The sequence below is a fragment of the Streptomyces sp. R21 genome, assembly GCF_041051975.1.
Classification (GTDB): domain Bacteria; phylum Actinomycetota; class Actinomycetes; order Streptomycetales; family Streptomycetaceae; genus Streptomyces.
Map to the genome: position 1 here is coordinate 8,791,787 of NZ_CP163435.1, position 24,217 is coordinate 8,816,003.

Here is a 24,217-nt window from a genome sequence, read left to right on the forward strand (position 1 = left end):
GGCCGGGCAGCGATCAGACGCCACCGCCGGCTCATGGTGAGCAGAGGGAGGCGGAGGGGTGCAGAGAGATGCGGAAGGAGAGGCCTGGCTCAGCCGTCGAGGGGCTCGTAGTCGAACCAGTCGAAGTGGACGGTGCCTGCCGCGGCGTACATGCCGATGACCCGGCCGGTGAAGCCGCCGGCGACCTCGGTCGACAGGTAGCGGCCGTCGAGGGTCGCGAGCTCGGTGAGCGTGCCGTCGGGCTGCTCGACGCCGAGGGAGACGACGTCGGGTCCCGTGCACGGCCCGTGCGGAGACGGCGGTTCCGTGATCGTGACGGCGAGGACCACCGGCCCGGCGGGCACGGACTGTTCGGCCACGACCGTGCGCAGGGAGCCGACGCGCGCGATCACCCGCACCTGCGTGCCGGACACCTCGATCGCGTAGTGGTGCTGCTCGTCGAGCCGCACGGCGAGGCCACCGCCTCCCTCCGCGGCATCGACCAGAGTGCGCGCCCGGCACGACAGGTGCTGCTGGCGCCGGCCGGTGAACACCACGTCGGACTCGTCCAGGGAGCCGCCCCGCGCGCGGAGCGTCAGCCATCCGGGGCGCTCCTTGGTCGTGACGTGTTCGGCGGGCCGGTCGCGCAGGGAGACCCAGGACGGTCGCAGTTCGGCGAGCTCGAAGTCGTCCCGGTGCTCCTCGACAGGGCTGGGGGAGAGCGGCCACGGGAGTTCGGGCAGGTCCAGGGTGACCTCGCCGACGACCGGCCAGTCGTCCACCCAGGTCACGGGGGCCAGGAAGGTCTCCCGGCCGAGCACGTGCCAGCCCGGCGTGCCGCCGCCCGGTCGGACGCCGAGGAAGACCATCCACCAGGAGCCGTCGGGGCCCTGGACCAGGTCGGCGTGCCCGGTGTTCTGGACGGGGTGGTCGGTGCCCCGGTGGGTGAGGATCGGATTGTCGGGGCACGGCTCGAACGGTCCGTTGGGCGTACGGCCGCGGGCGATCGAGACGCCGTGGCAGCGCTCGGTGCCGCCCTCGGCGATGAGCAGGTACCAGTAGTCGCCGATCCGGTACAGGTGCGGCGCTTCCGGGGCCTTGGCGCCGGGCCCGCCGGACCAGAGCTTGTGCGGAGTGCCGTACGTCTGCCCGGTGGACGGGTCGATACGGACCTGCGAGACCCCGGCGACCGTGCACCAGCAGGTGCCGTCCTCGTCCCAGACCAGGTCGGGATCGATGCCGGGGACACCCGGCGCCCAGATGGGGTCCGACCAGGGTCCGGCGGGGTCGGTGGCCGTGACGATGAAGTTGCCGCCGCCCTCGGTGCAGTTGGTGACGATCAGCCAGAAGCGGCCGTCGTGGTGGCGCAGGGTGGGGGCGTAGATCCCGCCGGAGGACCGGGCGTCCGACAGACGCAGCTGCTCCGGCCGGTCCAGGGCGTTGCCGATCTGCGTCCAGTGCACCAGGTCACGGCTGTGGAAGAGGGGCACCCCAGGGAAGTACTCGAAGCTGGAGCAGGCCAGGTAGTAGTCGTCGCCGACGCGGCAGACGCTGGGGTCGGGGTGGAAGCCGGGGATCACGGGGTTGGTCAAGCGTCCGGCCGGCTGGTGCAGAGGGGGCACCCGATAGGTCCTCTCGTCGATGCGTGATGCGGTGGTGGGGTGGTTCAGGGAGCGCCGTGGTCCGTGCCGGTGATGCGGAGCAGGACGGCGGACGGCGCGGTGGGCAGGGTCAGGCTCAGCTCGGCCGTGGCGGGCGTCCAGGCGGAGACGGCCCGACTGGCCGAGGGGTAGAGCAGATCGACACGGGCGGCGGTGTCCCTCAGGTCGGGCAGGTGCAGCGTCGCTGTGGTGTCGGTTCCGGGGCGGCGCCAGACGGTGAGGTAGGTGGTGGCGGGGGTGCGCAGGGCCAGGGCGATCCAGGGGTCGTCCCAGCCAGGAAGGCCCAGGGGCCAGGACGGCACGGCCCGCGGCAGGTCGGCGCGGATGGCCTTGTACGCCGCAACCGCCTCGTGGACCAGGGCGCGGGCATCCGGCTCGAGTTCGGGAAGGCGGCCGGAGAGATGGATCCGGCCGAGGAGCGCGCCCGCCATCGTGAAGGCCACCTCGTCGAGGGAGTCCTCCGGCTGGGGGTACGCCCAGACGGCACCCTGTTCAGGGGTGACGGCGGTGGGCGCGGAGGCCGCGATGGGCGCGTAGAGGTGGAGGTTCTGCTGGTCGCTCGTGGACTGCAACTGCATCCGGGACAGCAGGGCGTCGTCCCAACGCATGCCGCCGGAGGAGCAGTTCTCCAGCACCAGGTGCGGGTAGCGGTCCAGGACGCCGTCGAGCCAGTCGAGGTGGGCGCGGTTGTGGCCGAGCAGTCCGGCGCCCGGGGTCTCGCCTGGGTGGGCGCTGGTGCCGGAGCCGGGGTCGATGTTGTGGTCGAGCTTGAGGTAGCCGACGCCCCACTCGCCGACCAGGCGGTCCACGACCTCGTCCAGATGGGCACGGGCGGCCGGGTGGCGCAGGTCCAGGTGGTGCCGGCCGGCCTCCGCGACGCGGATGCCGTCGCGGCGGAAGAACGCCTCGTCGGGCAGGGACTTGGCCATGGGGCTGCGGACGCCGATCACCTCCGGCTCCAGCCACAGGCCGGGGACCATGCCGCGCTCCCGGATGCGGTCAAGGACCTCGTGGATCCCGCGCACCCCGGGGAACCGGGAGGCGGCGGCCTCCCAGGCGCCGACGCTGTCCCACCAGCCGCCGTTCTCGCCGTCGTACCAGCCGGCGTCGATGACGAAGTACTCCGCGCCCGCGTCGGCCGCCGCTTCGATGTGCGGCAGCAGCTTCTCGGTCGTGGGGTCGCCCATCAGGCAGTTCATGTAGTCGTTGAAGATGACGGGCAGGCGCTGGTGGTCGGCGTGCGGGCGGCGCTGGGCGCGGCGGTAGCGGGTCAGTGCGGCGAACGCCTCGTCGGGGCCGCCGTCGTCGCTGAAGGACAGGGCGGCGGGTACGGTGCGGAAGACGGTGCCGGGTTCAAGGGGGTGCCGCCAGCCGTGGTGGGTGTCGGTGGGGCCGAACAGCGCCACGTAGGCCGCGCTGTCCCGCTCTTCGCATTCCCAGCGCCAGCCCCCGCCGTTGTGTTCGATCTGCCACACCCAGGTGCGGCCGGTGCGTCGGTCCGTCAGGCCGCCCATGGGGAGGCGTCCGCAACTGGACCAGGTGCCCTGTCCATTGAGGGCGAAGCCGGCTCTGCCGTGCCCGTTGCTCACCCGTCCGCTGTGGGCCGGCGTGGTCAGGCGCATCGGCTGTCGCTGCCAGCGGCATTCGGCGAGCCAGTCGTTCTCCGCCCACAGCAGGTCCGCGGTGTCGATGGCCGCCGGGTCCTGCGGGGTGAGGCAGCCCACCGCGAGGGAGCTGACCGACTCCAGGTGGAGCGTGGTCCGCCCTTCGTTGCGCAGGGTCACCTCGCTGCGGAGCACAGGGACGCCGTCCGGCGAGCGATAGGTCACCTCCGCGACCAGCCCGGTTTCCGGATCGTGGAGGTGCACGGTCAGCGTGTGCCAGTCGCCGTCTCGGGTCGCGCCGTGGGCCCGGTGGCGCAGACGCCCGCCGAGATCGGTGCCCACGAGGCGGTTGCCCGACCAGCCGCGGCCGTGACCCGCGGCCGTCACCTCCACCAGGGGCAGGGACGCACCGGGGATTCTCTGCGCTTCGCCGGGCAGTCCGAGGTGAGTGAGGCGCGGGCTGCCGTCGTCATTGAGGACGATCTCCAGGTGAAGGGCCTCGTGCCCCCAGCGGAAGAAGGGCCCTTGTTCCTTGTTCATGTCGGCTGTCCCTTGGTCATGTCGGCCCTTTCGAGGTCAGTGCCCGCGCAGTACCGCGCAGCCGCCGGGCGGCAGTTGGGACACTGCGCCGTCTGTGAGCAGGTCGTGGGCGGGCTCGGGCAACGAGACGGGTTCGGCGCTGTGGTTGATGAGGAAGCGCCAGTTGCGGCCGTCCGGGGTGCGTCGGGTGACGGCCTCGACCTGCGGGGGCAGGCCCGGCATCTCGGGGCCCACACCGGCCTCGTCGAGCAGCCGGGCGACCAGGGCGCCGTAGTCGGCGTCGTCGAGGTGGGTGGAGAGGTACCAGCCCTGCCCGGTGCCCAGGCGGTGCCGGGTCAGCGCCGGGCTGCCGGTGAGCATCCCGTGGGTGTAGGCGGCGAGCGTCTCGGCGCCTTCGGTGCGCAGGGACTCGCTCCAGGCGGTGCCCTGTGTTCCGTCCGAGAGGGTGATCCGCTCGCTGCGCCGCAGCGGCCGGTACTCCTCCACCCGGATGCCCAGCGCCTCGCGCAGGGGAGCGGCCGGGTAGCCGCCGAGGTGGGCGTGCAGGCGCTCGTCGACGTAGCCGCTCGCGTGCTGGACAAGGAGCGTCCCGCCGTCGGCGACGTATCGGCGCAGCTTCTCGGCCACCGCGTCGGAGAGGAGGAACAGGGCCGGTGCGACGACGAGCGGGTAGTGGCTCAACTCGTGTGCGGGGTGGGCGAAGTCGACCATGACGCCGGCGTCCCACAGTGCGCGGTGGGCCCGGCCGAGTGCCGCGTGATAGTCGAGCTCCGGGGAGGGCAGGCCGTCCACGCCGAGTGCCCACCAGGCGTCCGGGTCGTGCAGGACGGCCACTGACGCGGACACTGTCGAGCCCGCCAGCTCACCGAGGCGGGCGACGGCCTCCCCGGTCTGTGTGACCTCGCGGAAGATCCGGCTGTCGGGTCCCGCGTGCGGAACCATCCCCGAGTGCCATGTCTCGGCGCCGGCCCGGGACTGCCGCCACTGGAAGAAGAGGGCGCCCTCCGAGCCTCGTGCGATGTGGCCGAGGGTGTGGCGCAGGATGTCACCGGGGTCCTTGGCGAGGACCCGGTCGCCGTCGTAGACGGTGTTGGTGCCCTGCTCCATCAGCAGCCAGGGACGGCCGCCGCCCAGGGAGCGGGCGCGATCCGCGTGGAAGGCGACGTCGGCGGCGGCGGCCAGGCCGGGCGCGCCGGGGTACTGGTCGATGGTGACCACGTCGAGTTCCCGGGCGAGAGCCCACACGTCGATGTTCTGGTACGCGGGCAGCATCAGGTTGGTCGTCACGGGCCGGTCGCTGTGCGCGCGGATCACGTCGCGCTGCTCGCGGTAGGCGGCGGTGACCTCGTCGGCCCAGAAGCGGCGGAAGTCCAGCTCCTGGCCGGGGTTCTTGTGCCAGTTCGTCGCACGCGGCGGCAGCACCTGTTCCCAGGAGGTGTAGCGCTGACTCCAGAAGGCCGTTCCCCAGGCCTCGTTGAGGGCGTCGAGCGAGCCGTGACGGGCGCGCAGCCACACCCGGAAGGCGGCCGCCGTGTGGTCGCAGTAGCAGAGGGTGGCGTACTCGTTGTGCACGTGCCACAGGGCGAGGGCGGGGTGGTCGCCGTAGCGTTCGGCCAGCGCGGACGCGATCCGGCGGGCGGCGTTGCGGTACGCGGGTGCGGTGAGGCAGTACGTGTCCCGGCTGCCGTGGACGAGTCGGGTGCCGTCGGGGCCGACCATCAGCGCGTCCGGGTGGGCCAGGGTGAACCAGGGCGGCGGTGAGGCGGTGGGGGTGGCGAGGTCGACGGTCACGCCGTTCGCGTGCAGGCGTTCGATGTGGGCGTCGAGCCAGGCGAAGTCGTAGCGTCCCTCCTCCGGTTCCAGCAGCGCCCAGGAGAAGACGCCCACCGTGGCGAGGTTGACCCTGGCCCTGCGCATCAGCTCGTCGTCCTCCTTCCAGACCGGCTCGTCCCACTGCTCGGGGTTGTAGTCCCCGCCGAAGGCCAGGCCGCCCAGGCGGTCGGTGATGCTGCGAGTCGTCATGACGGTTCCTCGGGTACGGAGGGTTGAATCGTGTTTTCCTGCGGCGGCTGTCGAAGCGCTTCAATCCCAGGCGCAAGTTAACGGACATGTTTCGTGCGAAACAAGAGTCTCTACAAGAGAGGCTCTTTGCTTTGCTGACCCATTGGCAGCTCACCAGGGGGAATGTCAGTGTTGAAGCGCTTCGACAGTCGTGCTTCCGGGACGGTCCACACTTAGCTTCTGAGGGGTGTACGACTCCACGCACCAGAACGACGTGGTGGAGAGCCTCTTGTGCTGTGAGTGATGGCAACATCGAGCCATCCGGCGGCGTCGCGTGTGCCCCGGGCCTCCTGTGCGGAGCGGGTTCGACTCTGGCTGTTCCGGCGGCTCCGGCGGTCTGTTCGCCGCTCTCTCCCTCTCCTGCGCTGACCCTTCAACATCCCATGCCTGAAGTTCAGTTCCCGCGCTCCGAGGCAGGCCGATACCCTCGCCATGATCGATCCGAGCAACCCGCGTTCCGAGACCGGCTTGGACGTGGGTGATGGATCAGTCGATTCGACAGGGAGAGGGCCATGACCGTTCTTGACGGGATCCTCGCGGGAGTTCGCGAAGATCTGGAACAGCGCAAGCGTGCGACGCCGTTGACGGAGCTGCGCGCCCGGGCAGCGGACGCGGCAGCCGCGCTTGACCCCCTGCCCGCCTTCCGCGCGCCCGGGGTGTCCATCATCGCCGAGGTGAAGCGCAAGAGCCCCAGCAAGGGCGCGCTGGCTGACATCCCCGATCCCGCGTCCCTCGCGGCCCAGTACGCGGCCGGCGGCGCCGCTGCGATCAGCGTGCTCACCGAGAGCAGGCGCTTCGGCGGCTCCCTCGCCGATCTGGACGCCGTACGCGCCCGGGTCGACGTGCCCGTCCTGCGCAAGGATTTCATCGTCGACCCCTATCAGCTGTGGGAGGCTCGCGCCCACGGCGCCGATCTCGCGCTTCTCATGGTCGTGTCGCTCGACGACGGCCAACTCGCGGACCTGATGGGGCTGTCAAAGGAGTTGGGTCTCACGCCGCTCGTGGAGGCGCACACGGCCGACGAGGTGCGGCGCGCTGCCGCCGCAGGAGCCGAGCTCCTCGGCATCAACGCGCGGGACCTGACCACGTTGGACGTGGACCGCGCCGTGTTCGCCGACCTCGTGACGGGTATCCCCGAGGGCACGGTCAGGGTCGCGGAATCAGGAGTGACGGGCCCGAAGGACGTCGCGGAGTACCGCGGTTGGGGAGCCGACGTGGTACTGGTCGGCGAGGCATTGGTCCGCTCGGGGGACCCGACCACCGCCGTGCGCGAGTTCATCGGGGCCGCCGGGGCGTGATGGCGGACGGCTCGGTCAGCGGCACGTCCGGAAAGGCCGAGCCTCTCAGTGCCGAACCGCGGAGTCGGTCAGTTCACCTCGTGTGAGATCCGGGAGCCCGGCGACGGTCCGCCTGGCTCGGATCTCATCGCGGCTCGGGCTCGGTGAGGGTCTGTGCGCACCAGATCGTCTTGCCGTCGGTGGTGTGCCGGGTGCCCCACCCCTGGGTGAGCTGGGCGACGAGCAGCAGGCCCCGGCCGCCCTCGTCGAAGGCGCGCGCCCGGCGCAGGTGCGGGGCGGTGTTGCTGGCGTCGGAGACCTCGCAGATCAGGGAGGTGTCGCGAATCAGCCGCAGCCTGATCGGCGGCTCGCCGTATCGGATGGCGTTGGTGACCAGCTCGCTGACGACCAGTTCGGTGACGAATGACGCCTCCTCCAGGCCCCAGGCCTCCAGCTGGTCCACGGCGAACTTCCTGGCGCGCGGCACCTGCGCGGGGTCGGGCTCGACGTCCCAGTCGGCGACATGCTGGGGATTCAGCGCGTGTGTGCGGGCGAGCAGCAGGGCGGCGTCGTCGGTGCGGCGTTCGAGAAGCATCGCGGCCGTCACCGTGTCGCACAGGGCCTCCAGCGAGGCGGCCGAGTGGTTCAGGACCTGCTGCAGTTCGGCGATTCCCTGGTCGACGTCGCGCTCGCGGCTTTGCACCAGTCCATCGGTGTAGAGGGCGAGCAGGCTGCCCTCGGGCAGTTCGAGTTCGGTGGCCTCGAAGGGCAGCCCGCCGATGCCGAGCGGTGGTCCCGGCTGTGCGGGTGCCGGGGTCCTGGTGCCGTCCGGGGAGATGATGAGCGGCAGCGGATGGCCTGCGCTCGCCAGTGTGAAGCGGCGGGAGACCGGGTCGTAGACGGTGTACAGGCAGGTGGCCCCGAACTCGCCGGTCGGCTGGAAGTGGCCGGCGGGCCGGAGGTCACTGGCGAGGTGGATGACGAGGTCGTCCAGGTGGGTCAGCAGCTCGTCCGGCGGCAGGTCCACGTCGGCGAGCGTGCGGACCGCCGTGCGCAACCGGCCCATGCTGGCCGCGGCGTGCAGGCCGTGACCGACCACATCGCCGACGACCAGGGCGACCCGGGCACCGGAGAGCGGAATGACGTCGAACCAGTCACCACCCACTTCCGCGTCGGTCCCGGCAGGCAGGTAGCGGGATGCCACCTCGACCGCCTCCTGGCTTGGCAGCTGTTGCAGCAGCAGGCTGCGTTGCAGGGTCAGCGCGGTCGTGCGCTCGCGCGAGTACCGGCGGGCGTTGTCGATGGCGACGGCTGCCTTGGCGGTCAGCTCTTCGGCGAGGATCAGGTCGTCTGCCGTGAAGGCCTCGGGCCGGTCGCTGCGGGAGAACGCGACGACGCCGAGCAGCACGCCGCGGGCCCGGAGCGGCACGGTGATCCGGCCGGTCAGCCCCTCCGCGGTGATGGATTTGTCGATCAACGGATTGCCCGGCGGCCAGTGGGCCGGATCGGCGGCGAGCCCGGGCCCGAAGGCCCATTCACTGCCGTGGCCGGGTTCGGCCGCGAGCTGCACCGTGGACCTGCCGGTGGCCATGCAGCGGGCGGCGACGGAACCGGGAGCGTGACTCACCGGCACCGGGGGTCCGGGGTCCCGGTCGATGTCATGCTTCGCGCTGTGCTGGGCGGCGCGGCTGAGCGCGATGGCTTCGCCGGAGACGGAGGCGGGGGAAAGAGGCGGTTCCTCTCCGCGCAGTACCTCGTCGAAGAGATCCACGGTGACGAGGTCGACGAATCCCGGCACGGGGGTCCTGGCCAGTTCCTGGGCGGTGCCGATCACGTCGAGAGTCCGGCCGATGCCACGACTGGCCTCGTTGAGCATGAGCAGGCGCTGCCTGGCCCAGTACTCGGCGCTCATGTCGAATCCCCAGTTGGCGACCGCGCGGACCCTGCCCTCGGCATCCCTGACGGGCCAGATGCTGGTGGCCCAGGCGTTGGCGTAGTCGCTGCCGAGCGGGCGGAAGACGGTGATGAGACGTGCGGGTTTGCCTGTCCTCGCCACTTCGGACAGCTGGTCGGTGTAGGGCTTGTCGTCCCTTTCCGGAAACAGCGAGCGGTCGAAATCGGGAAACAGCTCGCGGTACTTCTTACCGAGCACTTGCTCCTCGGAGTGCGCGATCACCCGGCCCGAGGAGGCATTGATCCACAGAAACCGCAGATCGGGGTCGTAGACGCCCAGAGCGAAGGGGCACTGTTCGAAGGCCAGATCTGCGATCACCGGGCGGCTTTCCCAGCGCTGGACGGTCACCGCGTGGCCCAGCGCCCGGCCGTGGGCGCCGAACAGCGGGTGAGCCGATAGCAGGGCGTTCACCGTGGAACCGTCCCGGTGGCGCAGGGCGATGAGCCCCGTGGGGTCGGGGCCGCTGCCGTAGCCCTCGGGGAAGCCGGGTGGCGCGGGAGCGGCCAGCAGGTCGGTCACGGGGCGCCCTACGGCGTCCTCCGCCGTCCAGCCCAGCAGCGAGTGCCCGCTCTCGCTCCAGCCGCTCACCACGCCGTCCGGGCCCACCACGAGCGCGGCAGTGCGGGCATCCTGCTTGCCGGCAGGGTCCACTCGCTACGCCTCCGTCCTGACAGCTGTCTCCGTCAGGGCTGGTTTTCAGCCACAGCTTCCAGCGTAGGTCCGCTTCTGCTCCGCGGCGCTCCGGCCGGTGCGTTCCTGACCGCCGGGTGCGGGGCTGAGCGGGGCCGGCGCCTGCGCGCCCCGCTCGACGACCACCGCGGTACGTCCGCCGATGTCCCGTAGCCGGACCTGTGGTGCTCCTGGGTGGTCGGTGTCGTCACCAGCCGGTCGGCAGTCCGGCGATGTACGAGGTGAGCCGTTCGGCGATGAGCCGGTCGTCGTGGGCCGAGTAGTGCCAGTCGCAGCCGAGGAAGTCCAGGCCCGAGTCGTCGAGGGCCCAGGAGCGGACCCGGCTGTCGCCGGCGTCGTTACGCGCCTTGACGACCTGCTGGACGTGTTCGGCGTACTGGCCGGCGCCGACTGCCACGATGGTCGTGTCGGACCCGTAGCGCGTGCGCAGCTTCTGGATGAAGTCGCCGTAGGCGCTGCGGTAGGCGGCCGCGAGGCTGTCGGGCGTCCACGGCTCGCCGGGGTTGATGGCGGTCGAGAAGTCGTTGGTGCCGAGGTTGACCACCACGACCTGGGGGCGCCAGGTGCCCGGGTTCTGCCAGACGTCGCCGGACACGTTCAGCAGGGCACGGTCGTAGAAGGTCCGGTACGTGACGTCCGTCCGGTCTCCGTTGTAGTTGCGCACCATGCCGAGGCCCGAGTAGCCGTTGATCTGGTAGTCGGCGTTCAGTTGCCGGGCGGTGAGGGCGCCGTAGCTCACGTCGGTGTTGGTGTTCCGCTTGAGCTGTTCCGAGGTGCAGGTGCGGGAGGTCGAGAGGTTGCCGTAGCCCACCGTGAGGGAGTCGCCGATGAACTCGATCTGGCGGTTGCGGGCGGCCGGTCTGCTCAGCACGGCACCGCCGGGCGCGGCGACGAAGCCTCCGAAGGTGCTGGTGTCCCCGGGGGTGTCGTTGCGCTTGACGAGCCGGACGGTGTGCGTGCCGTTCGACAGGCCGTTGATCCAGTGCGTGGTGTTGCCGGGCGTGACGAGCGTGGCGACGGTGGCTCCGTCGATCTGGACGTCGTAGTCGGCGGCCGAGTCGCCCAGCACGATGCCCACACCGGTGCCGCTGACGCGGCCCTCGAAGTACACGCCGGGCCAGCTGTACTGCACGGTGTTTCCGGCGTCCTTGACCCGTCCGGCGGTGTGCACCTGTGCCAGCACTCCTGCCGCGCGGACCAGTTGCCACTGCTGGTTGGCCCCGCCCCAGTCGGTGAACTGCACGACCTTGGCGCCGTCCGCGGTGGAGGCGTTGTCGACCTCGACGGCCTTGCCGCTGTTGCGGTTGATCAACCGGACATAACCGTCCGGTGAATCGGCCAGCCGGAACTGCTGGTTGGTGCCATTGAGGTCGCTCCACTGCGCGATGTCCGCATGGTCGGCGCTGGAGTGGTTCAGCACGTCCAGCACCTTGCCGGAGTGCTGCGCCCTCAGCCGGTAATAGCCCCCGCCCGAGTCGACGAACCGGAACTGCTGGTTGGCACTGCCGGTACGCGTCCACTGCGTGAGACCCGCCCCATCGGCAGTGCTCGCACCGGCCACATCCAGCGCCTTGCCGCTGCCACGGTTGACCAGCACGTACGACACGGTCGTATCCACCGTGGCCGCCCGCGCCGTCCCCGCGGCACCAAGTCCCGTCAGGAGCGCCGCCAGTAAGGCGGTCACCGCGGTCAGCACCCCCGTACGCCGCCCGCGGCCCCACCACGACGCACCTAATGTCATATGCATGCCATCTTTCTGCGTTCGTGTCCCTTTCGGGTGTGCGCCGCCACGTCAGCGGTAGCGGGCTCTGCCGGCTACAGCGCGGTGAAGGTCCACAGCAGGTTGGTGCTGCTGCCGTAGGTCCACTGCTTGGCGATGGAACCCGAGTCGACGTTGCCTCCGCCGTCGAGGGCCAGGCCGGTGGTGCGGTTGGCGATCGAATAGTGGTCGCCGCCGCGGTGGGTGATCGTCCACTGCTGGTTGGTGCCGCCGTTCCAGGCGGCCTGTCTGGCGGCGGAGCCGTCGGCGGTGGCGCCCCAGCCGTCGGCGACCATGCCGTTCGTGCGGTTGACCAGCTTGTAGTAGCCGCCGCCGACCGCCACCGCCTGCCACTGCAGGTTGGTGCTGTCGCCCGAGGTCCATTGCTTGAGGTTGGAGCCGGAGGCGACATTGCCGCCGCTGTCCAGGGCGAGTCCGTTGGTGACGTTGGTGATCCGGAAATACGTGACCGGGTTGAACTGGACCTTCAGCGAGGTGATCTGGTCGTTGTTGCCGGTGACGCGCAGGTCGGGGTTCTCGGCGGTGAAGGTCCAGGAGGTGCCGGTGAAGTTGTCTCCGGAGTATCCGATCACCTGGTAGCCGGGGGCCGGCCGGAGGGAGGAGAGGGTGCGCGGGCCCGGTCCGGCGGCGGTCAGGTCGGCCGCGGTGTGGTCGCCGACGGTGAACACGGCGGCGTTGCCTGTGTAGTTGACGTCGCTGAAGGCGATGGCGCCGGCGAGCGGCCGCAGGCCGGGGATCGTGCCGGAGAAGTTGAGCTTCAGGACGTAGGCGCCCGCGCTGTACGGCGCAGAGGACGGCAGGGTGATGGTGAGGCCGGAGGAGTTCTGGGCCGGCGTGGGCAGGTCGATGTAGGTGCCGGCGGTGTTCCCGAGAAGCTTCACCGAGGTGAGCGAGGAGAGGTTGATCCGGTCCGAGCCGAGGGTCTTGATCGTGAGCGAACTGCCCGGCCAGCCCAGGACGGTGGCGTACAGGACGTTGTCGGCCTTGTTGCGGGTGAAGCGGATGTCCTGCGGCGTGCCGGCGTGCGGGGTGGTGAACGCACCGCCGCCCATCTTCGTCGGGCCTTCGCCGTACGCCGTCCAGGCGCGGGTCGCGTACACCGACTCGCCGAAGCGCTTCAGGTGGTCGCCGATGCCGAGCAGGATGTCCTTCTGCGCCTGGGGGATGGTGCCATCGGCCATCGGCGCGATGTTCAGCAGCACGTTGCCGTTCTTGCTGACCCGGTCGAGGAACGAGTGCAGCATCTGCGGGATGGTGTAGTAGCCGATGCCCTGGGTGTAGCACCAACTGGAGCTGGAGATGCTGTCGTCGGTCAGCCAGTACGGAGTGGTGAGCTCGGCCGGACCACCGCGTTCGTAGTCGAAGACCTCACCCTTGCCGTTCATGCCGTCCTTGTAGGTGGCGACGACTTCACGGCCCCAGCCGTTTGCCTGGTTGTAGTAGTACGCCAGGAAGTTCAGGCGTTGTGTCTCGTCGACGGCGTCCAGCTTGAAGTCCTGCCACAGGATGTCGGGTTGGGCGCGGTCGATGACCTCTTTGAGCTTGTCGAACCAGAGTTGGTTCTCCGCGGATGGACCCAGCTGCCCGTAGAGCTTCTTGAGGCTGGAGTCCGTCTGGGCGGGGACGAACTCGTAGAAGCCGTTGAAGTGGTACGCGTGGTGCATGGCCACCAGTAGCTTCAGACCCTTGGCGCGGATGGCCGTGGAGAACAGCCGCAGCAGGTTCAGTCCCGGACCCTTGTCCACCGAGTTCCACTCGTTGACCTGGCTGTCCCACATGGAGAAGCCGTCATGGTGCTCGGCGACCGGGCCGGCGAACCTGGCGCCGGCGTCGACGAACAACTGCACCCACTCGTCGGGGTCGAACTTGCCGCCGGCCGACTTCAGCTTCGGCGCGAACTTCACGAAGTTGCCCGCCAGGTCCTGAGCCCCGTTGATGAAGTTGTGGTACGGCCATGCCGATGGCTGGCCGTAGGTCGCGATGTGGTGCTGGTTGGCGTAGCTGCCCGCCTGGTACATGCTCCGCGGGTACCACTCGTTGTCGTAGGCGGGGACGCTGAAGACGCCCCAGTGGAAGTAGATCCCGAACTTCGCGTCCTGGAACCACTCCGGGGCCGGCGGGTGCTGGTCGACCGAGTTCCAGTCGGGCGTGTACGTGCTGGGCGCCGCCTGGGCGATGCCGGCACCGAACACACCTCCGGCTACGGCCGCCGCGGCCACACACGTGGCACCGGCCAGGAACTGGCGTCTGTTGATCGAACTCGACATGAAGACATCCCTGGTACGGAAGGGGCAGGGGGAACGCGCGAGGGCGCGAGTCGGCGTGCCGCTGCTGTGCACAGAGCGCCGCTTGTTACGCATGAAGGTCCGTCATGTCTCCCTGGGATGTCAACTGGCGTGCAGGGATGAAAAGCGTTGGGCGGTCGGGCAATTAACCACGTTTATTGCATGTCTGTCCAGGTTTACGACTGCCCAGACATGGCATGTCTGTCAGGGTCTCGTGGTCGATCCGGAGTAATCATCGCCGAGGATTGATGGGATGGATCTTCTTTCGGTGGCGTCACTTGGTGAGCTGTGGGCTGGGGTTTCAGGGCGTGTTGTGCGAGGGGCTAGACAGCGCGCCCGGAACACGCCTATAAACATCCCATCTCTGCTGCACGGCGATACGCAAATGTCGTCGAGGCGAAACATCTCCCGCTACGGGACCGGCGCGAGGAAGCACCGATGAGAGTCAGAACCGCCCTCTGTTCAGCCGTCTCCGCCCTGTCCGCACTGGCTCTGCTCAGTGCGTGCAGCAGCTCCACCACCTCGGCGTCGAGCGACAAGCCGCTGATCGGCGTCGACTACCCCCGCTCCGACACCGACTTCTGGAACTCCTACATCAAGTACACGCCGCAGTACGGCAAGGAGTTGGGCCTGGACCTGAAGACCACCAACTCCCAGAACGACGTCGCCAAGCTCACCGCCAACGCCCAGACGTTCATCAGCCAGGGCGTCAAGGGCCTCGCGATGGCCCCGCAGGACACCGCCGCCATCGCCCCCACCCTCGCGCAACTGGAGGCGAAGAAGATCCCCGTGGTCACCGTCGACACCCGCCCCGACACCGGCAACGTGTTCATGGTCGTGCGCGCCGACAACCGCGCCTACGGCGAGAAGGCGTGCCAGTACCTCGGCGCCAAGCTCGGCGGCAAGGGCAAGGTGGTGATGCTGGAGGGTGGCCTGGACTCCATCAACGGCCGTGACCGCACAGAGGCGTTCAACGACTGCATGAAGAAGAGCTTCCCGGGCATCAAGGTGCTCGGTGAGGCCACCAACTGGGACGGCGCCGTCGCCGCGCAGAAGCTGCAGACCGACCTGACCGCCCACCCGGACGTCAAGGGCATCTACATGCAGTCCAGTTTCGCCCTGTCCGGGACGCTCCAAGTCCTCAAGCAGAAGGGCTTGTTGGTCGACCCCAAGGACAAGAAACACGTGTTCGTGGTGTCCAACGACGGCATCCCCGAGGAGCTCAAGTCCATCGCCGCGGGCAAGATCGACGCCACGGTTTCCCAGCCGGCCGACCTCTATGCGAAGTACGCCTTGTACTACCTCAAGGCCGCGATCGACGGAAAGACCTTCAAGCCCGGCAAGACCGACCACGACAGCAACATCATCCAGGTTCGCAAGGGCGTGCTGGAGGACCAGCTGTCCGCTCCTCTCGTCACCATCGACGGCGGCAGCTACGGCGGTGTGCCGAGCGTCAAGAGCGACGACAAGTCGCTGTGGGGAAACAACCTCGGCTGATCTCTCTGATTCCTCATCGGGAACGCAACGGCGTACGAGAACAAGGCGGTTGAGATGAGCGACGGGGAGCGAGCAGTCACTCCCGCGCCCGCCCCGGCGGACGACGGACGGGCCCCCTCCGACCCGCCCGTCGTCGAGGCGACGGGCATAGTCAAACGGTTCGGTCCGACGGTGGCCCTGAACGGCGCCCGGATCACCATCAGGCCCGGCGAGACCCACGCGCTCGTCGGCCGCAACGGAGCCGGCAAGTCGACCTTGGTGTCGGTCCTGACCGGCCTGCAGGCTCCCGACGAGGGAACGGTGACCTTCGGCGGTGAGCCGTCGCCCCGGCTCAACGACCGTGACGGCTGGCGGCAGCGCGTGGCCTGCGTCTACCAGAAGTCGACGATCATCCCCACGCTGACCGTCGCCGAGAACCTCTTCCTGAACCGGCACGACCACGGACGAAACCGGCTCATCAGCTGGCAGGCCACCCGTCACCGCGCACAGGAACTCCTGTCGACCTGGTCCGTGGACGTCGACCCGCAGTCTTCGGCCGGTGATCTGAGCGTCGAGCAGCGGCAGTTCGTCGAGATCGCCCGGGCCCTGTCCTTCGGAGCGCGGTTCATCATCCTCGACGAGCCGACCGCCCAGCTCGACGGGGCGGCCATCAACCGTCTCTTCGACCGCATCCGCGACCTGCAACGCCAGGGCGTGACCTTCCTGTTCATCAGTCACCATCTCCAGGAGGTCTACGAGATCTGCGACATGGTGACGGTGTTCCGCGACGCCCGGCACATCCTCACCGCCCCGGTCACGGAAGTTCCCCGAACCGAGCTGGTCGCCGCCATGACCGGTGAGGCGGCAGCCGACCGGCGCGAGGAACGGGCGAGCACCCTCGACCCCGGCGCCACGGCCGCACTGAGCGTCCGCGCTCTGCGAAGCGGCGAGTACGACGACGTCAGCTTCCGGATCGGGGCCGGCGAGATCGTCGGGCTCGCGGGCGCCGCAGGCAGCGGTCGTACCGAGATCGCCGAGACCGTCGTAGGACTGCGGGCGGCGGACGGCGGCGAGGTGGCGATCGCCGGGCAGCGGCCCCGGCCGGGCAGCGTCCCCGCGGCGCTCGCCGCCGGCGCCGGGTTCGTCCCCCAGGACCGGCACCACCAGGGCTTCGTTCCGGACATGTCGATCGCGGACAACGCCACCCTGTCCGTGCCGAAGAGGCTCGGCCAGGGCGGGTTCCTGAGCAGCCGCCGACGCGACCGGCTCGCCGCGGGCATGATCGAGCATCTGGCGATCAAGACCCCAGGTCCCGACCTGCCCGTCTCCGCCCTGTCGGGTGGCAACCAGCAGAAGGTCGTGATGGCCCGCGCCCTGGCCGACGACCCCCGGCTGCTGGTCCTGATCAACCCGACCGCGGGCGTGGACGTGCGCTCCAAGGAGTTCCTCCTCGGCAAGGTCGAGGAGACCGCGGGGACCGGCACCGGAGTGCTCATCGCCTCCGACGAACTCGACGACCTGCGCATGTGCGACCGGGTCCTGGTGATGTTCCAGGGCCGTGTGACCTCAGAGATCGCCCGCGGCTGGCACGACCACGACCTCGTGGCCGCGATGGAAGGACTGGACCTCCATGCCTGAAACCGTCCTCGCGGACACCGCCGCGGCCAAGACCCCGGAGCCCGGAGTGAAGCGGATCACGCTGCTCGGCGGCCGGATACCCCTGGCCCGGCTGCGCGACCTCGCGCTCGTCCCGGCCATCGTGGTCATCGCGGTCGTCGGACAGATCGTCAACCCGGTCTTCCTACAGACCGACAACCTCATCAACGTCCTGCAGACCATGTCCGAGATGGCCCTGCTGGTCCTCGCCCAGACGATGATCCTGATCGTCAAGAAGATGGACCTGTCGCTGGAGTCCACCATGGGCCTCGCACCCGGCGTCGCGGCCTGGATGGTGGTGCCGACCGGCGCGGGCCACGGACTCGGGCTGCTCCCCGGCGCGTGGGCCATCCCCGTCACCCTCGCCGTGGGCGCGCTCGTCGGCGTGCTCAACGCCCTGCTGATCATCCGCTTCGGCCTCAACGGCTTCATCGTCACCCTTGGCATGCTGATCGTGCTGCGCGGTGTCCTCACCGGCATCTCCGGCGGCCAGACCTTCTTCCAGCTGCCGGAGTCGATGCTCTACCTCGGCACCGCCCAATGGTTCGGGATGCCCGCGTCCATCTGGATCTGCCTGGTGCTGTTCGCCGTCGCGATCGTGGTGCTCGGCTGGACCAGCTTCGGGCGTTCGCTGTACGCCATCGGCGGCAACGTCGACGCAGCGAAGGCGGCCGGCATCCGCACCGACCGGGTGCTGAGGATCGTCATCGTCACCGGCAGCGTGCTCGCCGCCCTCGCCGGACTGATGCTCTCCGGACGCCTGGCCTCCGTGGCCTCGGCACAGGGCAACGGCTACATCTTCACCGTCTTCGCCGCCGCCGTCATCGGCGGGATCAGCCTCAACGGCGGCAAAGGCACCATGTTCGGGGCCTTCAGCGGCATCCTTCTGCTGTTCATGATCCAGAACGTGCTCACACTCGGTGGCGTCCCCGCCCAGTGGATCGGCGCCCTCAACGGCCTGATCATCCTGGTCGCGCTGACCATCTCGCGCATCACGGGCGGCAAGGTCCAGGACTGAATCGGGCAGCCGTCCAGGCCGCCCGACACCCGCCGCCGCCCACATCTCGTCGCACGGGGCCGTATCGCCCCTGCACCTCACAGGAGTTGCCGTCATGTCATCCGCCCCGTCCGCTTCCCCGGCTTCTGCCCGCATCACCGCCCTGGACGTGCTGGACGTGCGTTTCCCGACGTCCGAGCACCTGGACGGGTCGGACGCGATGAACCCCGAACCCGACTACTCCGCCGCCTACGTCGTCCTGCGCACCGACGCCGGTGACGAACTGGAGGGCCACGCCCTGGCGTTCACCACCGGCCGCGGCAACGACGTCCAGGCCTCCGCCATCGCGGCCCTGGCGCCGCACGTGGTGGGCCTGTCCGTCGAGGAGGTCTGCGCCGACCTCGGAGCGTTCTCCCGCTCCCTCGTCCACGACCCCCAACTGCGCTGGCTGGGACCGGAAAAGGGCGCCATCCACATGGCCACCGGCGCCGTTGTCAACGCCGCCTGGGACCTGGCCGCCAAGCGGGCCGGCAAGCCCGTGTGGCGCTTCCTCGGCGAGATGTCGCCCGAGGAGCTGGTCGCCCAGGTCGACTTCCGCTGGCTCAGCGACGCCCTCACCCCCGAGGAGGCCCTGAAGATCCTGCGCCGCGCCGAACCCGGCCGCGCACAGCGCATCGGCGACCTGCTCGACCACGGATACCCCGCCTACACCACCACCCCCGGCTGGCTCGGCTACTCCGACGAGAAGCTGGCCCGCCTGGCCCGCGAGGCCGTCGCCGAGGGCTTCACCCAGATCAAGCTGAAGGTCGGCGCGAACCTGGAGGACGACGTACGGCGCATGCGCACCGCCCGCGAGACGGTCGGCGCCTCCATCCGCATCGCCGTCGACGCCAACCAGCGATGGGACGTCCAGCCCGCCATCGACTGGATGAGCGCCCTGGCCCCCTACGACCCGTACTGGATCGAGGAGCCCACCTCCCCGGACGACATCCTCGGCCACGCCGCCGTCCGCAAGGCCGTCAGCCCCATCAAGGTCGCCACCGGCGAGCACATCGCCAACCGGGTCGTCTTCAAGCAGCTCCTCCAGGCCGGTGCGGTCGACATCGTGCAGATCGACTCCGCACGGGTCGGCGGCGTCAACGAGAACATCGCGATCCTGCTGCTCGCCGCGAAGTTCGGCGTGCCGGTCTGCCCGCACGCCGGCGGCGTGGGTCTGTGCGAGATGGTCCAGCACCTGTCGATGTTCGACTACGTCGCCGTCTCCGGCACCACCGAGGACCGCGTCATCGAGTACGTCGACCACCTGCACGAGCACTTCGTCGACCCCGTCCGCATCGTCGACGGCCACTACCTCGCACCGACCCTCCCGGGGCTGAGCGCGCAGATGCACCCCGAGTCCCTCAAGGAGTACACGTACCCGGACGGCCCCGTCTGGACCGCTCGTGTCTGACGCCCACGAACTCGTCGACGCCCACCACCATGTGTGGGACCTGGACGTCCGGCCGCAGCCCTGGCTGGACGAGCCGGGCCACGAGCCGATCCGCCGCAACTTCAGCTTGCACAACCTGCGCTCGGCCGCGACCCGGCCGATCGCGGGGCGGCGACTGACGAGCACGGTGGTCGTCCAGTGCATCGCTTCCGTGCCCGAGACACGCGACCTCCTCGCCCTGGCCGACAACGACCCGCTGATCGGCGCCGTCGTCGGCTGGGCGGACCTGACGTCCCCCGCGATCGGCGACGCACTCGACGACCTGCGGACAGGGACCGGGGGGCGCTACTTGCGGGCCGTACGCCACGTCGTGGAGGGCGAGTCGGATCCGCACTGGCTCCAACGCCCCGACGTCGAGCGGGGGTTGAGAGCGGTCGGCGAACGCGGGCTCGGATACGACGTGCTGATCCGCAGCCACCAGCTCCCGCAGGCGATCCACCTCGCGGAAGGGTTCCCCGAGCTGCCGCTGGTCCTGGATCACGCCGGCAAGCCGTCGATCGCCGACGGTGAACTGGCCGACTGGGAACGCCAGTTACGGTTGCTGGCCGGGTACCCGCAGGTGGTCTGCAAGGTGTCGGGGCTGATCACCGAGGCGGACCACGAGAAGTGGACCGTCGACGACATCCGCCCGGTGTGGGAGGTCCTGCTCTCCGCCTTCGGCCCCAGCCGCCTGATGTTCGGCTCCGACTGGCCGGTCGCGAACCTCGCGGGCGGCTGGAACCGCTGGGCCGCCACCGTCGACGAACTCCTGGACGGCTGCTCCGGCACCGAGACCCACGCGGTACTCGCCGGCACCGCGACCACCTTCTACTGCCTGAACCCCGCCCCGACAAAGGAGAGGACGCCGTGCTCCTGACCGAACTGCTGCACCCCGGGATCCTCGAATCCCTGGCCGGCGCCGGCCACGGTGCCCGTGTCCTGCTCGCCGACGGCCACTACCCCGCGAGCACCGCCACCGGTGACCGCGCCCGGACCGTCCACCTCAACCTGGCCCCCGGCCTGCTCGACGTCACCACCGTGCTCGACGTCCTGTTGCACGCCCTGCCCGTCGAGTCGGCCCACGTCATGGTGCCGCCCGAGGGTGATCCGGAGCCACCCGCCATCGCCGAGTACCGCTCGATGCTGGCGCCCGTCCCGGTCGACACGCTCGGCCGCTTCGAGTTCTACGACGCCGCCCGCTCGCCCGACCTGGCGTTGGCGATCGTCACCGCCGACACCCGTACCTACGCCAACCTGCTGCTGACCATCGGTGTCCGCGCTGAAGGGACCCTGACCACACGATGACTCTCGCCGTCCGTTACACATCGGCCCGCACCCTGGACACGGCTCCCGCACTCGATGTGCCGCCTGGTCCGGGTGAGGTGGAGCTGGCCCCGGCCTTTGTAGGTATCTGCGGCACCGATCTGCACATCTTCCACGGCGACATGGACGCCCGGGTTGCCGCGCCCGCCGTCCTGGGACACGAGATGTCCGGCCGGATCGTCCGCGTCGGCCCGGGCGTGGAGGGCTGGGAGCCCGGCGACGCGGTCACCGTGATGCCGCTGCGCTGGGACGACACCTGCCCGGCCTGCCGCGCGGGCCATCAGCACATCTGTCAGCACCTGGACTTCATCGGTATCGACTCCCCGGGCGCGATGCAGCAGCGCTGGACGGTGCCTGCCTCGACACTGATCAGGCTGCCGGAGACGCTCGCCCTGGACCGAGCCGCGCTCGTCGAGCCCACCGCCGTCGCCGTGCACGACGTGGGCCGCGCCGGAGTGCGGGAGAGCGAGAAGGTCGTGGTGGTCGGCGGCGGGCCGGTCGGCATGCTCATCGCGCTGGTCGCGCGGGGCGCGGGCGCCGAGGTGCGAGTGGTGGAGCTGAATGCCCACCGGCGGCTGCTGGCCGAGGAGTTGGGGCTGACAGCGTGGAGTCCGGCCGACGACGACATACCGGCACTGGTGGGGGAGTGGACGGGGGATGCGGGCGCGGACGTCGCCTTCGAGGTGTCCGGCGCGGCGGGCGGCGTGGACACGGCGGTCGACGTCCTCGGGGTGCGCGGCCGGTTGTGCCTGGTCGCCATCCACCCTCGCCCCCGCGAGGTGAACCTGCACCGATTCTTCTGGCGCGAACTCACCCTCGTCGGCGCCCGGTTGTACGACCGCGGTGACTTCGAGCAGGCGGTCGCGCTGGTCGCCGACGGCACGATTCCGGCCGAACGCCTGATCAGCAAGGTCGTGCCGCTCACGCAGGCGCCCGCCGCCTTCGAGGCCCTGGAGGGCGGCGGCGACGTGATGAAGATCCTCGTGGACTGCACCGACGACACCCAGGGAGTGGCCGTATGAGCGCCTTCGACCTCACCGGGAAACTCGCCGTCGTCACCGGCGCGCGGCGTGGCATCGGCCGGGCGATGGCCCGCGCGCTGGCCGAGGCCGGCGCCGACATCATCGGCGTCAGCGCCAACCTGGAGGAAACCGGCAGCGCGGTGGAGAAGGACGTGACCGCCGTCGGCCGCACCTTCGAAGCGATCCGCACCGACTTCGCCGACCCCGCCGCCGTACAGGCGTTGGGCGCGGATCTGGCCGGGCGTGAGCGGCCGGTGGACATCCTGGTCAACAACGCGGGCACGATCCGCCGTGCTCCGGCCGTCGAACACACCGACGCCGACTGGGCGTTGGTTTTGCAGGTCAACCTCACCGCGCAGTTCGCGATGAGCCGGGCGGTCGGCGCGTCGATGGTGGCCCGCGGCCAGGGGAAGGTCATCTTCACGGCGTCGCTGCTCAGTTTCCAGGGCGGCATCACCGTGCCCGGCTACACCGCCGCCAAGCACGGCATCGCCGGTCTGACCAAGGCGCTGGCCAACGAGTGGGCCCCGCACGGCGTGAACGTCAACGCCCTCGCGCCCGGCTACATCGCCACCGACAACACCCAGGCCCTGCAGGACGATGCGGTGCGCAGCAGGGCGATCCTGGAACGTATCCCGGCCGGCCGCTGGGGCAGCGCGGACGACCTGGCGGGCGCCACGGTCTTCCTCGCCTCGGACGCGGCTGCCTACGTGCACGGCGTCGTCCTGCCTGTCGACGGCGGATGGCTCGGCCGATGACCGCCACAGATCCGGCCTCGGTACTGGCCGGAGCCCGTCTCCTGCCCGTGCTGACGGTGCCGTCCGCCGCGACTGCCGGCCCACTGGCCGACGCCCTCGCCGCGGGCGGTGCCCGGTGCGCCGAGGTCACCTTCCGCACGCCGAGCGCCGAGCGGGTGCTCAAGGAGATGGCCTCCCACGGCGGGCTCACCGTCGGTGCGGGCACGGTCCTCACGCCCGAGCAGGCGGAGCGGGCCGTGGCGGCCGGGGCCCGCTTCGTGGTCTCGCCCGGCTTCGACGAGGAGGTCGTCGCGAAGTGCCGCGAGCTGGGCGTGCCCGTGGTGCCCGGCATCGCCACCGCCACCGAGCTGATGCGCGCCCTGAAGGCGGGCCTCGACACCGTCAAGCTCTTCCCCGCCGAGCCGCTCGGCGGCCTGCGGACACTACGGGCGCTCGCGGCCCCCTTCCCTGGGATGCGTTTCGTGCCGACCGGCGGGATCGACGCTTCCCGCCTGGCCGCCTACTTCGCCGACCCGGCGGTCCTTGCCGTCGGCGGCAGCTGGATGGCCACCGCCGACCACCTTCGGCGAAGCGACTACGGCGAGATCCGCCGACTGACGGCCGATGCGGTGGAGAGGAGCAGCACGTGATCGACGTGGTGGCCCTCGGCGAGGTGATGCTGCGCTTCGACCCGGGCGAGGGACGGATCCGCACCGCCCGCTCCTTCCAGGTCTGGGAGGGCGGCGGCGAGTACAACGTCGTCCGGGGGCTGCGGCGCTGCTTCGGCCTGCGCACAGCGGTCGTGACCGCGCTTGTCGACAACGCGGTGGGCCGGCTCGTCGAGGACCTGATCCTCCAGGGCGGTGTCGACACCTCGCTGATCCGCTGGATGGCCGACGACGGCATCGGCCGCACCGCCCGCAACGGGCTGAACTTCGTCGAACGCGGCTACGGCATCCGCGGCGCCCTCGGCGTCAGCGACCGCGCGCACACCGCCGTGTCCCAGCTCCGTAAAGGGGACGTCGACTGGGACGCCGTGTTCTCCGGCGGGGTGCGTTGGTTCCACACCGGCGGCATCTTCGCCAGCCTGTCCGACACCACCGTCGACGTCGCGGACGAGGCCATGGCCGCGGCCCGCCGCCACGGCGTCACCATCTCCTACGACCCCAACTACCGCCCCAGCCTGTGGGCCGGCCGGGGCGGCGCCGACGCCGCCCGCGAGATCGACCTGCGGCTCGCCCGGCAGGCCGACGTCGTGGTGGGCGCCCTGGGCCTGGCCGGGACGTACCCCGGACAGGCGCGCGTCGGGGCCGACGAGGTGGCCGACGCGCTCGCCGAGGTGGCCGCCCTGCTGCCCGAGGCGACCGTCCTGGCGACGCCCCTGCGCGAGGTGCCCTCGGCCGGAATCAACGACTGGTCCTCGGCCGCCTGGTCCGCCGAAACAGGCTTCGTCACCGGCCCCCGGATGCCCGGCCTGCATGTCCTGGACCGCATCGGCTCCGGCGACGGCTTCGCCGCCGGCCTGATCCACGGACTGCTCAGCGACACCGGCCTGGAACGCGCCCTGGCCTACGGCACCGCCCACGGCGCGCTCACCATGACCACCCCCGGCGACGTCTCCATGGCCTCGCTCGCCGAGGTCGAGGCGCTCATCGCGGGCGGGTCGGCCCACGTCAGTCGCTGACCCGTGCCCCGTCGCCCGTATCC

Annotated in this window: 17 protein-coding genes; 11 read left to right on the forward strand and 6 right to left on the reverse strand. The window is 70.2% G+C overall.

Features of this window, described 5'->3' with window-relative positions; genetic code table 11:
• Positions 1-89: 89 nt before the first annotated feature.
• From AB5J56_RS39320 to AB5J56_RS39330, 3 genes are read right to left on the reverse strand one after another with little or no spacing between them, the layout of a single operon-like run.
• Positions 90-1,601 carry a glycoside hydrolase family 43 protein gene (locus AB5J56_RS39320; protein ID WP_369240282.1) on the reverse strand — a complete coding sequence of 504 codons (1,512 nt, stop codon included), beginning with the start codon at positions 1,599-1,601 and terminating at the stop codon, positions 90-92.
• A gap of 44 nt (positions 1,602-1,645) precedes the next feature.
• Positions 1,646-3,784, reverse strand: a complete 2,139-nt coding sequence (locus AB5J56_RS39325) for an alpha-galactosidase (protein WP_369240284.1) — start codon at positions 3,782-3,784, stop codon at positions 1,646-1,648.
• 36 nt (positions 3,785-3,820) lie between these two features.
• Complete coding sequence (locus AB5J56_RS39330) at positions 3,821-5,806, reverse strand: beta-galactosidase (protein ID WP_369240286.1); 1,986 nt, start codon at positions 5,804-5,806, stop codon at positions 3,821-3,823.
• Between the two features lie 551 nt (positions 5,807-6,357).
• Between AB5J56_RS39330 and trpC the strand changes: the two genes are divergently transcribed.
• Positions 6,358-7,143: an indole-3-glycerol phosphate synthase TrpC gene (gene trpC / locus AB5J56_RS39335; protein ID WP_369240288.1), complete on the forward strand. Its 786-nt coding sequence runs from the start codon at positions 6,358-6,360 to the stop codon at positions 7,141-7,143.
• A gap of 124 nt (positions 7,144-7,267) precedes the next feature.
• On the opposite strand, the gene AB5J56_RS39340 is transcribed toward trpC, so the two are convergent.
• The 3 genes from AB5J56_RS39340 to AB5J56_RS39350 all read right to left on the reverse strand — a co-directional run bounded on the left by AB5J56_RS39340 (position 7,268) and on the right by AB5J56_RS39350 (position 13,813).
• Complete coding sequence (locus tag AB5J56_RS39340; RefSeq protein ID WP_369240290.1) at positions 7,268-9,727, reverse strand: SpoIIE family protein phosphatase; 2,460 nt, start codon at positions 9,725-9,727, stop codon at positions 7,268-7,270.
• Positions 9,728-9,953: 226 nt separating this feature from the next.
• Complete coding sequence (locus AB5J56_RS39345) at positions 9,954-11,507, reverse strand: RICIN domain-containing protein (protein WP_369243051.1); 1,554 nt, start codon at positions 11,505-11,507, stop codon at positions 9,954-9,956.
• 74 nt (positions 11,508-11,581) lie between these two features.
• The gene (locus tag AB5J56_RS39350) at positions 11,582-13,813 is read right to left on the reverse strand and encodes an alpha-L-fucosidase (RefSeq protein WP_369240292.1); all 2,232 of its coding nucleotides are present in this window, start codon (positions 13,811-13,813) and stop codon (positions 11,582-11,584) included.
• Between the two features lie 456 nt (positions 13,814-14,269).
• Here AB5J56_RS39350 and AB5J56_RS39355 point away from each other — a divergent pair, with 456 nt between their 5' ends.
• The 10 genes from AB5J56_RS39355 (at position 14,270) to AB5J56_RS39400 (ending at position 24,194) form a co-directional block, all read left to right on the forward strand.
• Positions 14,270-15,328, forward strand: coding sequence for a sugar ABC transporter substrate-binding protein (locus tag AB5J56_RS39355; protein WP_369240294.1), 1,059 nt, complete (start codon positions 14,270-14,272; stop codon positions 15,326-15,328).
• Between the two features lie 54 nt (positions 15,329-15,382).
• Positions 15,383-16,945 carry a sugar ABC transporter ATP-binding protein gene (locus AB5J56_RS39360; RefSeq protein ID WP_369240296.1) on the forward strand — a complete coding sequence of 521 codons (1,563 nt, stop codon included), beginning with the start codon at positions 15,383-15,385 and terminating at the stop codon, positions 16,943-16,945.
• Positions 16,938-17,981, forward strand: a complete 1,044-nt coding sequence (locus AB5J56_RS39365; RefSeq protein ID WP_369240298.1) for an ABC transporter permease — start codon at positions 16,938-16,940, stop codon at positions 17,979-17,981. The genes AB5J56_RS39360 and AB5J56_RS39365 overlap by 8 nt, the downstream gene beginning before the upstream one ends.
• Before the next feature lie 94 nt (positions 17,982-18,075).
• Positions 18,076-19,410 carry an L-fuconate dehydratase gene (locus AB5J56_RS39370; protein ID WP_369240300.1) on the forward strand — a complete coding sequence of 445 codons (1,335 nt, stop codon included), beginning with the start codon at positions 18,076-18,078 and terminating at the stop codon, positions 19,408-19,410.
• Positions 19,403-20,305 carry an amidohydrolase gene (locus tag AB5J56_RS39375; RefSeq protein WP_369240302.1) on the forward strand — a complete coding sequence of 301 codons (903 nt, stop codon included), beginning with the start codon at positions 19,403-19,405 and terminating at the stop codon, positions 20,303-20,305. Before AB5J56_RS39370 ends, AB5J56_RS39375 begins: the two co-directional genes overlap by 8 nt.
• On the forward strand, positions 20,296-20,733 hold the full coding sequence (locus AB5J56_RS39380) for an RbsD/FucU domain-containing protein (RefSeq protein WP_369240304.1): 438 nt from the start codon (positions 20,296-20,298) through the stop codon (positions 20,731-20,733). Before AB5J56_RS39375 ends, AB5J56_RS39380 begins: the two co-directional genes overlap by 10 nt.
• A complete protein-coding gene (locus AB5J56_RS39385) occupies positions 20,730-21,773 on the forward strand; it encodes a zinc-binding dehydrogenase (protein WP_369240306.1) in 1,044 nt (347 codons plus the stop codon). The genes AB5J56_RS39380 and AB5J56_RS39385 overlap by 4 nt, the downstream gene beginning before the upstream one ends.
• On the forward strand, positions 21,770-22,531 hold the full coding sequence (locus AB5J56_RS39390) for an SDR family oxidoreductase (RefSeq protein WP_369240308.1): 762 nt from the start codon (positions 21,770-21,772) through the stop codon (positions 22,529-22,531). Before AB5J56_RS39385 ends, AB5J56_RS39390 begins: the two co-directional genes overlap by 4 nt.
• Positions 22,528-23,160, forward strand: coding sequence for a bifunctional 4-hydroxy-2-oxoglutarate aldolase/2-dehydro-3-deoxy-phosphogluconate aldolase (locus AB5J56_RS39395; RefSeq protein WP_369240310.1), 633 nt, complete (start codon positions 22,528-22,530; stop codon positions 23,158-23,160). Before AB5J56_RS39390 ends, AB5J56_RS39395 begins: the two co-directional genes overlap by 4 nt.
• Positions 23,157-24,194: a sugar kinase gene (locus AB5J56_RS39400; RefSeq protein ID WP_369240312.1), complete on the forward strand. Its 1,038-nt coding sequence runs from the start codon at positions 23,157-23,159 to the stop codon at positions 24,192-24,194. Before AB5J56_RS39395 ends, AB5J56_RS39400 begins: the two co-directional genes overlap by 4 nt.
• Positions 24,195-24,217: the final 23 nt, after the last annotated feature.

Coding starts and splice junctions, on each gene's coding strand:
- AB5J56_RS39325 (WP_369240284.1), bottom strand. CDS start 3,784: ATGAACAAGGAACAAGGGCCCTTCTTCCGCTGGGGGCACGAGGCCCTT.
- AB5J56_RS39330 (WP_369240286.1), bottom strand. CDS start 5,806: ATGACGACTCGCAGCATCACCGACCGCCTGGGCGGCCTGGCCTTCGGC.
- trpC (WP_369240288.1), top strand. CDS start 6,358: ATGACCGTTCTTGACGGGATCCTCGCGGGAGTTCGCGAAGATCTGGAA.
- AB5J56_RS39345 (WP_369243051.1), bottom strand. CDS start 11,507: ATGACATTAGGTGCGTCGTGGTGGGGCCGCGGGCGGCGTACGGGGGTG.
- AB5J56_RS39350 (WP_369240292.1), bottom strand. CDS start 13,813: ATGTCGAGTTCGATCAACAGACGCCAGTTCCTGGCCGGTGCCACGTGT.
- AB5J56_RS39355 (WP_369240294.1), top strand. CDS start 14,270: ATGAGAGTCAGAACCGCCCTCTGTTCAGCCGTCTCCGCCCTGTCCGCA.
- AB5J56_RS39360 (WP_369240296.1), top strand. CDS start 15,383: ATGAGCGACGGGGAGCGAGCAGTCACTCCCGCGCCCGCCCCGGCGGAC.
- AB5J56_RS39365 (WP_369240298.1), top strand. CDS start 16,938: ATGCCTGAAACCGTCCTCGCGGACACCGCCGCGGCCAAGACCCCGGAG.
- AB5J56_RS39370 (WP_369240300.1), top strand. CDS start 18,076: ATGTCATCCGCCCCGTCCGCTTCCCCGGCTTCTGCCCGCATCACCGCC.
- AB5J56_RS39385 (WP_369240306.1), top strand. CDS start 20,730: ATGACTCTCGCCGTCCGTTACACATCGGCCCGCACCCTGGACACGGCT.
- AB5J56_RS39390 (WP_369240308.1), top strand. CDS start 21,770: ATGAGCGCCTTCGACCTCACCGGGAAACTCGCCGTCGTCACCGGCGCG.
- AB5J56_RS39395 (WP_369240310.1), top strand. CDS start 22,528: ATGACCGCCACAGATCCGGCCTCGGTACTGGCCGGAGCCCGTCTCCTG.